The organism is Gammaproteobacteria bacterium CG11_big_fil_rev_8_21_14_0_20_46_22 (assembly GCA_002796245.1).
Lineage (GTDB): Bacteria > Pseudomonadota > Gammaproteobacteria > UBA12402 > UBA12402 > 1-14-0-20-46-22.
The window spans coordinates 21,039-33,024 of sequence record PCWT01000062.1; the positions used below are offsets into that span (position 1 = coordinate 21,039).

The window sequence follows — 11,986 nt, forward strand, 5'->3', positions numbered from 1 at the left end:
AAAAACCAGGGTCTAATATTTGCTCATCATCCTCGCTAGACTGGCCACGCGAACTTGAGGTTTTTTGCTTATTTGTAAAATTCAAACGCACAACCGTTCGCCCCTGACCGGCCGACGTAACAGTGACATTACCGACAGGCTTCACTGTGACCTCATCGAGGTTTTGACCGCAATTATCACTTGAAACACACACATCCATACCATGCCAATTAAAACCCCCGTCAGGAACCTGTTCGCTGTGGGCGGAACCCTCGACATTGACATAGCCGCCAGCTGCGTTGCTATTCTTAATGGTATACCCCATATTCTCTAAGGCATTGGCTGTGGCATTAAACACTTTTAAGCGACTTTCACGAAAAGTGTGCGATTGCATAGCCTGTATCTGCAAAGGCGTTAAATTAGGCTGTTGAGGCATAGGAACACAAGCACCCAGCAATAACATGAACGCCGAACACAAAACCCAAATAAGGCTGAATTTTATACGCTTGGACATACTTCTTGATCGCCAAAATTTTGCACAATCTACCAAAAATCCCACTGATGCACAATACACCAAAGAGCTTAGGGCAAAAAAGCCATCACCCCTATTCATCTGTCTGTAGAGCTCTTATAAAACATGCTACACTTCGACGCAGAAACAAGCCAAGCAAGCTGTATGAACAAAAAACCAAGCACACATCTTCACCACATCGCCATCAGCGTAGATGACATTCAAACGGCTATTGATTGGTACCAAAGTCACTTTGGCGGCGAGATCGACTACCAGGATGATACCTGGGCAATATTAAAGTATGAGAACATCAAGCTCGCTTTCGTGCTTGCTCACCAGCACCCCCCCCACATCGCCTTTGAAGTCAACCGAGCCAATATCGAAGGTCCTTTAAAAAATCACCGCGACAACACAGAATCTCGCTACATCCGCGATCCTTTTGGTAACGTCGTTGAGCTGGTTGCCAAAGATTAAAAGCCACTTCATTCTCGAGCATTGTAACGCAGTATAACCTCACCCTAACAGGCACTAGAAGTCACTCACACTCGCTATGATGCGTGCTAGCTTACTCATTTTCGAGTACCGCAGCGCAGTTTACTTAAAACATCAATGAGCAACGAAGCTTAACAAGGAAAAACTAAAAGCAAACACGACTAAGAGAAACGTAGCAAAATTTGACGAGCAAGCGGAGTTTATTGAGATATAAATGAGCATTGCGAGAAGAATTTTGCTCAGTTTATCGACGGCGTGATTGTTTTTAGCTAGCCTTCGGGATTGTTTAGCCAAGCAATAGCATACATCGCCTTGATCAAACGCTCTTGATGATCAATTGCCGCATTAAGCGCGGCTTTTTGATTTGCAGGTGCTTTGCGCAAATGTTCTTGCAGATCAGCCAATTTAACTTGGGCGAGACTGATATGTTGGCCGAACAATACTTCTGCATCCGTCTCAGCAGCCATTAATTGTGCTTTGAGATCCGGCGAGAGTGACTGGATGCTGCCGGCAGATTGGACTTGCTCAAACACTTGGCGATTTTGAATCGCTAGCGATGAAAAATCTTTTAAGGCCTTCAAGCTTGCGCGGGCATCTTTACAATAAGCGCTTTGGGAGACGCCACAATTTGTGACAGCCTGGCCTAAGACCTCATGATTCGACATGAAATAGGTATAGCGATTGTGATCATGGCAAGCTGCCAAGCACAGAGGCAACAAAATCAGCAAAGACCTTTTTAAAAACCTACTCAACAACATCTCTCATCCCAAAAGTAGCGTCGGCCATCATCGCATAATGGTATGACAAGGTCAAAACGAAAAAAGCCAAGCCGACAAGTAGGTAGGCAATAGCATTACCGATCGGTTGCTCTTGAGGATTTTCCCGATAACGGATAAAACGAAGCACTGCCGAGAAACAAAAAAATATACCGAGCACCACGCCCATACCGGTCATGGATCGACGAAAAAAATCCAGAGGGACCATAAAGTTATCAGCCACCTGCCCCAAGCTCTCCGCCGCCTGCGCTTTTAAACTGATTAACAATACACCCAAAAAAAATAAAGGTTTAAACTTCATATGCCAAAATCTTGCTTATAATTTGCGCAGCATGTTAGCAGAATTTTCGGATCAGTCGAGTTTTTTCAGTCCCTGTCACCCCATATAATTGAAAAACACGATTTAGTGTCACGACACCGCCCGCGCCTGTCGACGCACAAAATATAAAGCGTCCATTTTGCTGAAACATCAGCCCATTGTCAGAAAAAATGATTCGCTGTCTCGCAGGAAAACCGCTCCAGTATAAGTGCAGAGCTTTCGGCACAGCATAAACTCGCAATACCTGCTCTCCCTCTATCAACTGAAAACCGCAAGACCAGTCCTGGCCACAGCCAGCACCAGAGCCCTTCGGGCACAAAATCACACGGTAGCCCAACAAAGCGCGCGTCTTTGCTAAACTCACAGCCGAATGCAGCTCTCCGCTTAATTGTGAAACAGCCATCGTGTTTTTGATAGACGCTATTGTTCGCCAAGAAAATGTCGCACCAAGCGCCATTAAAAAAATCACGGCCATCAACTCAAGCAAACTAAAACCTCTCTGCGACACCTTGTTCCTCCTTTGTTTCAGCGCTAGACTGCGCACATCTATCATTTGGAGCTTCACCATGCTCAATATTGCACTGGCTCAACTTAACCTCACCGTTGGGGCAACCGATGACAATGCCAAAAAAATTTTGCAGGCCTATGAAACAGCGGCTAAGCAAGGCGCTGACATCATGGTTTGCCCAGAGCTTGCAATCAGCGGCTACCCGCCTGAAGACCTACTGTTACGCCATGATTTTATCGAGCTTTCCGACAACACTGCCCAAGCGCTGGCAAAGCACTTCACCGAAATCGATGTGATTTTAACGTATCCTTGCCTACGCAACGGCAAGCGCTACAACACAGCAGGCTGGGTGAGAAACGGCAAAATTATTGCAGAATATTTCAAACACAGCTTACCCAATGAAGGTTTACTGGATGAAAAGCGCTACTTCTGTGAAGGTAAAGACAGCGTGGTCGTTGAACACAAAGGCGTGAAGCTCGGTTTATTGATTTGCGAAGATCTTTGGCATGATGAGAATATTATACAAGCAAAAAACGCCGGCGCTCAATGCATTTTAAGCACCAATGCCTCACCATTTCGCTTTGATAAACAAGACGTTCGCATCAACATATTGAGACACAATGCCAAAATCAGCCAGCTGCCGATTTATTACGTGAACTATGTTGGCAGTCAGGATGAATTTTTATTTGACGGCCAATCCATGGCTGTCTCTGAAAAAGGCGAGTTATGCTATCAAGCGCCCGCCTTCAAAGAAGAAATCATTTTCTTAAAACACAGTCACGACGGGGTTGAGCACAAACCCTACCAAAAACCAGACCCATTGGATTTAATTTATCAAGGTCTAGTCACTGGCACTCGTGATTACATTAACAAAAATGGTTTTCCTGGGGCCATTATCGGGCTATCTGGCGGCATCGACTCAGCCCTCACATTAGCGATTGCTGTTGATGCACTTGGCGCCGAACGTGTCCACGCGGTACTCATGCCTTCGCAATACACAGCCGACATAAGCAACGAAGATGCGATAAAACAAGTGGACTCACTGGGCGTCACTCACAGTGTTTTGCCGATAAAACCTTGCTTCGATGCTTTTTTAAGTGCATTAGCGGAACCCTTTGAAAACTATAAACCCGATATTACTGAAGAAAACATCCAAGCGCGTATTCGTGGGACCCTGCTCATGGCCTTATCGAACAAAACAGGCAAGCTTGTTTTGACAACCGGTAACAAGAGTGAAATGGCCGTGGGTTATGCGACCTTATACGGCGATATGGCCGGCGGCTTTGCCGTGTTAAAAGACGTGTATAAAACGGTAGTGTACAAATTAGCCCGCCATGTAAACCGTGATAAAGAAATCATCCCTGAACGGGTAATCACTCGCGAGCCATCAGCAGAGCTTGCACCCAACCAAAAAGACCAAGATAGCCTTCCTCCTTATGAAATATTGGATGTCATCATTAAAGCCTTTGTGGAAGATGACTTAAGCTGTGAAGCCATCATCAAACAAGGTTATGATGCAGAGATAGTAAAAAAAGTGCTGCGACTCATTCAAATCAATGAATACAAACGACGCCAAGCTGCGCCAGGCATTCGCATTACCAAGCGTGCCTTTGGCCGCAATCGACGTTACCCGATCACCTCAGGATTCATTCGCCTATTCAGCGATCAGTGAATAGTCGCGCCAAAGGCACATCCAAGGTCATCTCGATGTCTTCTCGCATCTTAGCAAGATTGTCGGTCATAATCGCATCAAAGCCTGAAAGCGTTTCCATCGAAACTTTCCAAGGCATATCGCGATAAAGTTGTTTAATGGTGTACTCATCCAAGTCACAGGCCAAAATGACTTGTGAATTACGGAGTAATTTAACCAACTTCGCCTCAATTAAAGCGCACAGCTGGACATCAGGGGAAATCAAATGATTTTGGGCTGCTGAAGCGTAAAGCCTGGCATAGGCAACACTTTTACCTTTCTTTTTAGCCTCCCACAGTATAAACAACCAATTCAGTGTCGATGAAAATGCAGAATTACCCTGAAAAGCCTGTTTTTTCCGAAAGTGATGCCAGGTCATTTCATTTGAGACCAAAGCACCTATCAAAATGATCATCCATGAAATAAAGATCCACAAAAGAAAGATAGGAATAGCTGCCAAAGTGCCATACAAGATTTTGTACGTCGGAAACTGTGTCATATAAAACACAAAAATCTTTTTAGCGATTTCAAGGGCCACAGCTGCAATCAGTGCCCCCAAAAATGCAAAACGCCAGGGCACACGGCAATTTGGCACAATCACATATAACACCGTAAACCCCACAACCGTTAGCATAAACGGTAAGATCGACACCAGCAATGACGAAATGCCCAAACCACCTTGATTTCCTAGAAAAGGCGCAGAAATTAAATGCGTGGTTGCCCAAATACTCACACCAATAAAAATAGGCGACAAGGCAATGATGAGAATATAGCGCAACCAAGCCGACAGGCCCTTTCGCCTAGCCGGCACACGCCAGATCGCATTGAAGGCTTTCTCGATGATCAATAGCATCAAAACAGCCAAGACAAATAAAAACGCTATTCCAGGTAGCGGTAAACGCTCAGCTTGAGCCGCGAACACGCCAAGATTATCTCGAATCACCTCACCGACTTCAGGCACGAAGTTTTTAATTAAAAAGGCCTGCACCTCAACAATCATTTTTTGGAAAATCGGCGACACAGAGAGCACCATCACAGAAACAATGGTGACCGGCACAATCGCTAAAATAGTGGTATAGGTCAAACTACCTGCTGTATGGGTAAAACCTTCACTAAAAATCCGGCGCAAAATACGTGTTGCGCCCTGAGAGAATCCAATAAGGTTTCGCTGGAAGTTTCGAAGTCGCTGGCTTTTCATCATAGGAGCCTTTAAAATCCTTTGGACTAATCTAGCACGAGGGACCGACATTGAAAACTGTCACGCTATACCACAACCCACGTTGTTCAAAATCGCGCGAAGCCCTAGCCTTGCTAGTCGCCCGCGGCCTCGACGTTACCGTGATTGAATATCTTAAAACACCCCCTAGCCTTAACACACTGAAAGCACTAGCAGAAAAGTTGGGTGATGATAAAGAAACATTATTTCGCACAAATGAAGAGGCATACAAATCCATCAAAACCCTTCCTTTTGAAGCAAGACTTGCTGCCATTTGTGAAGAACCGATCTTACTGGAGCGCCCCGTGGTCGAAACTGATAAGGCCGCCGTGGTTGCGCGCCCACCCGAAAAACTATTAGACATTATTTAAGGAAAAGCTGATGAATATCTTGGTGTTATACTACTCACGAAATGGCCACGTTCAAAAAATGGCGCAATACATTGCAGAAGGTGTTGAGTCAGTTGAAGGCGCCAACGCTATTGTTCGCACCGTGCCGACCGTCAGCCCAAACCCTGAAAAAACAGAGGCCGAAGTACCCGAACATGGCGCACCCTATGCAACCCTAGAAGATCTTGTTCAAGCCGATGGCATTATTGTTGGCAGTCCAACACGTTTTGGTAACATGGCCGCACCGATGAAATATTTCTGGGATGGTACTGCTGAACTTTGGGCCAAAGGCAGCCTAGTCAATAAGCCGGCTAGCGTCTTTACCTCTACTGCCTCACTGCATGGCGGCCAAGAAACAACACTGCTGACGATGATGATGCCTTTATTGCATCACGGCTGCTTGATTGCCGGCATTCCCTACACAGAAAGTAGTTTAAACACCACAGAAAGTGGCGGCACACCCTATGGCAGCTCGAATCATTCCGGCACTGACGGCAAAAAATCCATTAGCCCCGATGAAAAACGTTTATGCATTGCACAAGGTAAACGTCTCGCGGAGCTTGCGAAAAAACTCAGCGTATGAAAGAAAGCATTTTACTGATTAACCTTGGCACACCAACCTCTCCAACACGTAAAGATGTCGCGAGTTACCTTCGTGAATTTTTAATGGACCGTCGCGTCATTGACTTGCCTTACCTTGCAAGAAGCTTGCTGGTTAAAGGTATTATCGCCCCATTTCGCTCAAAGCAATCAGCACACGCCTATCAAACTATCTGGACAGATCAAGGCTCACCCTTGTTGACGAACTCAGAAGCCTTATGTGAAAAACTCAAACCCCTATTGCCAGAGGCGAATATTGCACTGGGTATGCGCTATGGCAAGCCATCAATTACCGATGCTTTGCGCGATCTGTTGCCCTGCGAGGAACTCACGATTTTACCGCTTTACCCGCAATATGCATCGTCCAGCAGTGGAACCGCCATTGAAGCCGCACTTGAGGCACTTAAATCACGCGAGTACCTACCGAGCATTAATATCATTCATCACTTTTACACAGAAAGTTTTTATGTTGATGCCATGGGTGAACACCTTCGCAAAAACTTAAGCGAACAAACTTACGACCACTTACTTTTTAGTTACCATGGTTTACCTGTGCGCGCCGAAGAAAAGTTGATCAAAGAAACCGAAAGCTTACAACCCAGCAGCAGCTATCGTTTTCAGTGCGAAGAAACTTCTCGTTTGATTGCAGAAAAGCTCGAACTCGAAAAAGGTGGCTATTCCACAAGCTTTCAATCGCGACTCGGAAAATTACCCTGGCTTGAACCTTATACGAGCGACACACTCAAAACACTGGCCGACCAAGGCGTAAAAAATCTCGCTGTGTGCTGCCCTTCGTTTGTGGCTGATTGCCTAGAAACATTAGAAGAAATCGGCATAAGCCTAAAGGCTGATTGGGAAACCATGACCGGCGGGACATTCTCCCTGGTGCCTGCTTTAAATGCTTCTGAACAGTGGATTGCAAAACTGGCAGAGAAATTAAAGAGCTAGCCGATAAGCCGGGTTCTGTCGTGAGCAGTCATTTATCTAGGCGCACAGTCGCCCGTGCGCTCAAGCAACCTACCCGAATCTAGCGCGGGCCGCGCCTGATAGATTCCTATTCGGTCTTGCTCCGAGTGGGGTTTACCCTGCCACTGCTGTTGCCAGCAGCGCGGTGCGCTCTTACCGCACCATTTCACCCTTACCCAACAATCGCCAGGCGGTATATTTTCTGTGGCACTTTCCGTAGGCTTGCGCCCCCCAGACGTTATCTGGCACCCTGCCCTGCGGAGCCCGGACTTTCCTCGAGAAACGGATGTTTCACGCGACTGCTTAGCTAGCTCGGGCGGGATCATACCACAAATCAGTCAAGCGCAAAGTACAAGCTTACTCGCTTTTCAGCATCGCCAGTTGGCGTTCGTCGTCTAAAACCTCGCCATCGACGGCATAGCCCGCCTCCGCCCAAGCGGTGATACCCCCTTGCAAGGAAACCACATGGGTATAACCGAGCTGCTTGAGGCGATCGGCCGCCAACAAAGAACGGTTTCCACTGCGGCAATAGACGACGATGTTAACTGAGGTGTCAGGCAATAATTTATTAATCATAAATTCCAACAGACCTCGACCACAGTGCACAGCGCCGAAGATGCGGCCCTCATCCCACTCATAATCCTCACGAACATCCAGGATGGTCAAAGCCTCATCCGTCTCTGAAATCCGTCGATTCAGCTCCTGGATGGTGATTTCTTGTACGCGGGACCTGGCTTGATCACATAACACTTGGAACTCTGGTGATATCTGGCTCATTTCTACTCCTTTTTGCTAAAACTTGCCTATAACGTCGCCGAACTTGCACATAAAAAAAAATTACCCTACACTCGACTCATTCGTTAAAGGCACTCTCAATGGCAAGCATCCTGGTATTACACGGCCCCAACCTTAACCTGCTGGGACGACGCGAACCCAGTGTTTACGGCCACACAACGCTTGAGGAGATTAACACGAAACTCAAATCCCTCTCAAGCTGCGACATTGTCTGCTTGCAGAGCAACGCTGAGCATGTTCTAATCGACCGAATTCAAGCAACCTTGGATGATAGCACCCAAATCATCCTATTCAATCCAGCGGCCTTTACGCACAGCAGCATCGCACTCCGAGATGCCCTACTGGCCACACAGACGCCTTTCATTGAAATCCACTTAAGCGACATCCGTACACGTGAAGATTTTAGACAGCATTCCTACTTTTCAGATATCGCCATAGCCACCTATCAAGGCCATGGCGCCGATTCGTATTACAAAGCATTAGAGCATGCCAAACACTATTTAACCGACCAACAAGGGGTAATACATGGACATTCGTAAAGTTAAAAAATTAATTGAGCTCATCGACGAAACAGGCGTCGCCGAAATTGAAATCAAAGAAGGCGAAGAGTCCGTGCGCATTAGCCGTGGCGTGTCTTCACCTATGCACTACGCAGTCCCACCAGCACCGATGCCGGTATCACAAGCGCCAGCCGCAACACCTGCACCAACAGCAAACACTGAAGAACCCAAAAACGCGGCCCTCTCTGGGCACGAAGTCAAATCTCCGATGGTCGGCACATTCTACACCTCAGCCTCGCCCGAAGCTCCCGTGTTTGTCGACGTCGGCCAACACGTGAACAAAGGTGATGTGCTTTGTATCGTTGAAGCCATGAAAATGTTTAACCAAATCGAAGCCGATGTGTCAGGCAAGCTGGTTGCGCGCTTGGTTGAAAACGGTGAACCTGTAGAATACGGCGAAACCTTGTTTGTGATAGAAGAACACTAGGAAACATCACATGTTTAAAAAAGTCTTGATTGCCAACCGTGGCGAAATTGCATTGCGCATCTTGCGTGCCTGTAAAGAGCTCAACATCAAAACCGTTGCCATACATTCAGACGTTGACCGCGATTTAAAACACGTTCTACTCGCCGATGAAACCGTTTGCATCGGTCCTGCGTTTGCCGGCGACAGCTACCTGAGCATCCCTGCCGTCATCAGCGCCGCAGAGATCACAAATGCCGATGCCATACACCCAGGTTATGGTTTTCTCGCTGAAAATGCAGATTTTGCCGAACAAATCGCTCACAGCGGTTTTACCTTTATTGGACCCGATGCCGAAACCATTCGCATGATGGGCGACAAAGTCGAAGCCAAACGCAATATGATTAAGTTAGGCGTGCCTTGCGTGCCTGGCTCCGAAGGCGCACTGGGCCAAAACAAACAAGCCAACCTTGAACTTGCCGAAAAAATTGGCTATCCCGTTTTAATCAAAGCCTCAGGCGGCGGGGGTGGTCGGGGCATGCGTGTCGTGCATAAAGCTGAAAACCTCATTCAGGCTATCGACACCACACGCACTGAAGCGCGCAACGCGTTTGGTAACGACACGGTTTACATGGAAAAATACCTGGCCAACCCACGACACATTGAAATTCAAGTGCTCGCCGACGGTCACGGCCAAGCCATACATCTGGGCGAGCGCGATTGCTCTATGCAACGTCGCCACCAAAAAGTCATCGAGGAAGCGCCAGCACCCGGCATTAGCGAAGCACAGCGTAATGAGATTGGCCAGCGCTGTGTTGATGCTTGCATCGCCATGAACTACAAGGGCGCCGGCACCTTTGAGTTTCTCTACGAAAACAGCCATTTTTACTTCATCGAAATGAACACCCGTGTCCAAGTTGAGCACCCCGTCACCGAAATGGTCACCGGTGTTGACATTATTAAAGAACAAATCCGCATTGCCGCTGGGCGACCTTTAAGCTACAAGCAAAGCGACATTAAACTGAGAGGCCATGCTATTGAGTGTCGCATCAACGCCGAAGACCCCGAAAAATTCTTGCCTTCACCAGGTACGGTGACATTTTATCACCCACCCAGCGGCCCGGGTATTCGCATGGATTCACACTTATATTCTGGTTACACCGTACCGCCGCATTATGACTCCCTAATTGCTAAAGTGATCGCTTACGGCGAAACCCGTGAATTTGCGATGGCACGCATGCGAAATGCACTCGATGAAATTCACGTTGAGGGCATTAAAACCAACATTGCGCTGCATCAAAAGCTTCTAAAAGACCCTGGTTTTCAGCAAGGTGAAACCAATATCCACTACCTGGAACAGGTCTTCATGGCAAAATGAGCTACTACCAACTTGCCATCGGGGCATTAAAATCAGAGCACGCCCAGGCTGTTGAAGACTATTTATTTGATACCCTGGGTGCCGACACAGTCACGGTATTAAAAAGCCAAGCAGGTTTGCTTGTCAGTAACAAAGACGACACACACCCCTTGCCCGACACCGTGACACTGCAGGCTATTTTCACGACAAAGCCACCTGAATCCGCCTTACAGGCCTTATACGAAGCACAGGGTATACCACCAGACAACGGCACCCTAAGTTGCCATGAGGACCAGGATTGGCAAACGAGCTTTCGCCAGCATTTCCAACCTATTTCGATTGCTGACCGCCTATGGATCAGACCTGTTTGGGATAAACATGACACGGACCCCCAGCCCTCGCTTTATATTGATCCGGGGATGGCGTTTGGCACCGGCAGTCATGCCACCACGGCACTTTGCCTTGAAGCCCTGACCCGAGTGCTCAAGCCCGGGCAAGCTGTTGTCGATTATGGCTGCGGATCCGGCATTCTTGGCCTGAGCGCACTGATGCTTGGCGCTAAGAAGGCCTGCGGCGTGGATATTGATGAAACCGCCCTGGTCTGTGCCGCCCAAAATGCTGCGCTCAACGATATCGCCGTGCCGGAAGCTTTTGATATCCGCCATTGCGAGGCCGAAACACCGCCAAATTGCCCAATCATTTTGGCCAATATTCTCGCGCCCGTACTCATCGACCTTGCGCCCACCCTGCTCAAACTGTGCGAACCTCAGGGTTATTTGATTTTGTCAGGCCTGCTTGAAGAACAGAGCCCCTCCGTCCTAAGTCATTATAAAAATGAAGCCATCGTAAGTGAAGTCCTACAGCGCGATGAGTGGATCGCTCTAATCTTAAAAAAGTCTTAAAAAAGAGCATTTTTTGCTTGTGAGCCTCAATCTTGGTGATATAATGACCATCGCTTGATTGATCATAAATTGATCGAAAGCTTGGCTTTTAAGCGCCTGCACGTAGAACAGGGCTGAGAATAATATCGGTTATCAAATCAACTTGACAAAAGAGAGAGTTAATCATGGAAAACTTAAATGTAATGAACCCCGTCGCTAACACTGATGTGGCTGAAAAACAGCCCCTAAACGAAAGTGTTAATCACGCCTTGTCGACATACTTCAGCCAATTGGGTGGCACAACCCCTAGCGGCGTTTACGACATGGTCATGGCAGAGGTGGAGGTGCCTATGTTGAAGTGTGTATTGAAATACACTCGCGGCAATCAATCAAAAGCCGCCAAAATCATGGGGCTTAGCCGTGGTACATTGCGCAAAAAGCTAAAAATTTACGGCATGGAAGGTCGCATCAAAGACGTTATTGCTTAAGTTATTGCTAACTGCATTAGGGGCTATCACATATAGCCCCTTTTTTATTTTCTCTA

15 protein-coding genes, 1 other RNA gene and 1 pseudogene (1 of these 17 running past the window's edge) are annotated in these 11,986 nt (G+C 47.4%); 10 read left to right on the plus strand and 7 right to left on the minus strand.

Features of this window, described 5'->3' with window-relative positions; translation table 11 throughout:
* A pseudogene (locus tag COV52_08445) lies at positions 1 to 592 on the minus strand (hypothetical protein) (it extends 47 nt beyond the left edge of the window).
* A gap of 63 nt (positions 593 to 655) precedes the next feature.
* Here COV52_08445 and COV52_08450 point away from each other — a divergent pair.
* Positions 656 to 964, plus strand: a complete 309-nt coding sequence (locus COV52_08450) for a glyoxalase (protein PIR10523.1) — start codon at positions 656 to 658, stop codon at positions 962 to 964.
* Positions 965 to 1,251: 287 nt separating this feature from the next.
* On the opposite strand, the gene COV52_08455 is transcribed toward COV52_08450, so the two are convergent.
* From COV52_08455 to COV52_08465, 3 genes are read right to left on the minus strand one after another with little or no spacing between them, the layout of a single operon-like run.
* A complete protein-coding gene (locus COV52_08455; protein ID PIR10524.1) occupies positions 1,252 to 1,740 on the minus strand; it encodes a hypothetical protein in 489 nt (162 codons plus the stop codon).
* Positions 1,727 to 2,059, minus strand: coding sequence for a hypothetical protein (locus COV52_08460; protein ID PIR10525.1), 333 nt, complete (start codon positions 2,057 to 2,059; stop codon positions 1,727 to 1,729). The genes COV52_08455 and COV52_08460 overlap by 14 nt, the downstream gene beginning before the upstream one ends.
* Before the next feature lie 34 nt (positions 2,060 to 2,093).
* Positions 2,094 to 2,645, minus strand: coding sequence for a hypothetical protein (locus COV52_08465; GenBank protein PIR10526.1), 552 nt, complete (start codon positions 2,643 to 2,645; stop codon positions 2,094 to 2,096).
* Here COV52_08465 and COV52_08470 point away from each other — a divergent pair.
* Positions 2,644 to 4,257, plus strand: coding sequence for an NAD+ synthase (locus tag COV52_08470; protein PIR10527.1), 1,614 nt, complete (start codon positions 2,644 to 2,646; stop codon positions 4,255 to 4,257). The genes COV52_08465 and COV52_08470 overlap by 2 nt on opposite strands.
* Here the strand turns inward: COV52_08470 and COV52_08475 are convergent.
* Positions 4,244 to 5,524, minus strand: coding sequence for a hypothetical protein (locus tag COV52_08475; protein PIR10528.1), 1,281 nt, complete (start codon positions 5,522 to 5,524; stop codon positions 4,244 to 4,246). The two genes, COV52_08470 and COV52_08475, sit on opposite strands and share 14 nt — an antisense overlap.
* Here COV52_08475 and COV52_08480 point away from each other — a divergent pair.
* Genes COV52_08480 through COV52_08490 form a run of 3 tightly spaced genes read left to right on the plus strand, consistent with a single transcriptional unit; the run spans position 5,524 to position 7,428 of the window.
* A complete protein-coding gene (locus COV52_08480; GenBank protein ID PIR10529.1) occupies positions 5,524 to 5,862 on the plus strand; it encodes an arsenate reductase (glutaredoxin) in 339 nt (112 codons plus the stop codon). The genes COV52_08475 and COV52_08480 overlap by 1 nt on opposite strands.
* Positions 5,863 to 5,869: 7 nt before the next feature.
* Positions 5,870 to 6,463: an NAD(P)H-quinone oxidoreductase gene (locus COV52_08485; protein ID PIR10530.1), complete on the plus strand. Its 594-nt coding sequence runs from the start codon at positions 5,870 to 5,872 to the stop codon at positions 6,461 to 6,463.
* The gene (locus tag COV52_08490; protein ID PIR10531.1) at positions 6,460 to 7,428 is read left to right on the plus strand and encodes a ferrochelatase; all 969 of its coding nucleotides are present in this window, start codon (positions 6,460 to 6,462) and stop codon (positions 7,426 to 7,428) included. The genes COV52_08485 and COV52_08490 overlap by 4 nt, the downstream gene beginning before the upstream one ends.
* On the opposite strand, the gene rnpB is transcribed toward COV52_08490, so the two are convergent.
* Together rnpB and COV52_08500 are read right to left on the minus strand one after the other, a co-directional pair.
* An RNA gene (gene rnpB / locus COV52_08495) (RNase P RNA component class A) lies at positions 7,417 to 7,761 on the minus strand. The two genes, COV52_08490 and rnpB, sit on opposite strands and share 12 nt — an antisense overlap.
* A 42-nt stretch (positions 7,762 to 7,803) precedes the next feature.
* Positions 7,804 to 8,223, minus strand: coding sequence for a sulfurtransferase (locus COV52_08500; protein PIR10532.1), 420 nt, complete (start codon positions 8,221 to 8,223; stop codon positions 7,804 to 7,806).
* Positions 8,224 to 8,321: 98 nt separating this feature from the next.
* On the opposite strand from COV52_08500, the gene COV52_08505 reads away from it, so the two are divergent.
* The 5 genes from COV52_08505 (at position 8,322) to COV52_08525 (ending at position 11,930) form a co-directional block, all read left to right on the plus strand.
* The gene (locus COV52_08505; GenBank protein ID PIR10533.1) at positions 8,322 to 8,780 is read left to right on the plus strand and encodes a 3-dehydroquinate dehydratase; all 459 of its coding nucleotides are present in this window, start codon (positions 8,322 to 8,324) and stop codon (positions 8,778 to 8,780) included.
* Entirely contained in the window at positions 8,767 to 9,228 is a 462-nt protein-coding gene (gene accB / locus COV52_08510) for an acetyl-CoA carboxylase, biotin carboxyl carrier protein (GenBank protein ID PIR10534.1), read from the plus strand. The genes COV52_08505 and accB overlap by 14 nt, the downstream gene beginning before the upstream one ends.
* 10 nt (positions 9,229 to 9,238) lie before the next feature.
* Positions 9,239 to 10,582 carry an acetyl-CoA carboxylase biotin carboxylase subunit gene (accC, locus tag COV52_08515; protein PIR10535.1) on the plus strand — a complete coding sequence of 448 codons (1,344 nt, stop codon included), beginning with the start codon at positions 9,239 to 9,241 and terminating at the stop codon, positions 10,580 to 10,582.
* A complete protein-coding gene (gene prmA, locus COV52_08520; GenBank protein PIR10536.1) occupies positions 10,579 to 11,463 on the plus strand; it encodes a 50S ribosomal protein L11 methyltransferase in 885 nt (294 codons plus the stop codon). Before accC ends, prmA begins: the two co-directional genes overlap by 4 nt.
* Before the next feature lie 164 nt (positions 11,464 to 11,627).
* Positions 11,628 to 11,930 carry a DNA-binding transcriptional regulator Fis gene (locus COV52_08525; protein ID PIR10537.1) on the plus strand — a complete coding sequence of 101 codons (303 nt, stop codon included), beginning with the start codon at positions 11,628 to 11,630 and terminating at the stop codon, positions 11,928 to 11,930.
* The last annotated feature ends 56 nt before the right edge of the window (positions 11,931 to 11,986 follow it).

Excerpts from the sequence above, each read along its gene's own strand:
- COV52_08490 (PIR10531.1), top strand. The coding sequence starts at position 6,460 with ATGAAAGAAAGCATTTTACTGATTAACCTTGGCACACCAACCTCTCCA.
- accC (PIR10535.1), top strand. The coding sequence starts at position 9,239 with ATGTTTAAAAAAGTCTTGATTGCCAACCGTGGCGAAATTGCATTGCGC.
- COV52_08465 (PIR10526.1), bottom strand. The coding sequence starts at position 2,645 with ATGGTGAAGCTCCAAATGATAGATGTGCGCAGTCTAGCGCTGAAACAA.
- COV52_08455 (PIR10524.1), bottom strand. The coding sequence starts at position 1,740 with ATGTTGTTGAGTAGGTTTTTAAAAAGGTCTTTGCTGATTTTGTTGCCT.
- accB (PIR10534.1), top strand. The coding sequence starts at position 8,767 with ATGGACATTCGTAAAGTTAAAAAATTAATTGAGCTCATCGACGAAACA.
- COV52_08475 (PIR10528.1), bottom strand. The coding sequence starts at position 5,524 with ATGTCGGTCCCTCGTGCTAGATTAGTCCAAAGGATTTTAAAGGCTCCT.
- prmA (PIR10536.1), top strand. The coding sequence starts at position 10,579 with ATGAGCTACTACCAACTTGCCATCGGGGCATTAAAATCAGAGCACGCC.
- COV52_08470 (PIR10527.1), top strand. The coding sequence starts at position 2,644 with ATGCTCAATATTGCACTGGCTCAACTTAACCTCACCGTTGGGGCAACC.
- COV52_08500 (PIR10532.1), bottom strand. The coding sequence starts at position 8,223 with ATGAGCCAGATATCACCAGAGTTCCAAGTGTTATGTGATCAAGCCAGG.
- COV52_08525 (PIR10537.1), top strand. The coding sequence starts at position 11,628 with ATGGAAAACTTAAATGTAATGAACCCCGTCGCTAACACTGATGTGGCT.
- COV52_08460 (PIR10525.1), bottom strand. The coding sequence starts at position 2,059 with ATGAAGTTTAAACCTTTATTTTTTTTGGGTGTATTGTTAATCAGTTTA.
- COV52_08505 (PIR10533.1), top strand. The coding sequence starts at position 8,322 with ATGGCAAGCATCCTGGTATTACACGGCCCCAACCTTAACCTGCTGGGA.
- COV52_08450 (PIR10523.1), top strand. The coding sequence starts at position 656 with ATGAACAAAAAACCAAGCACACATCTTCACCACATCGCCATCAGCGTA.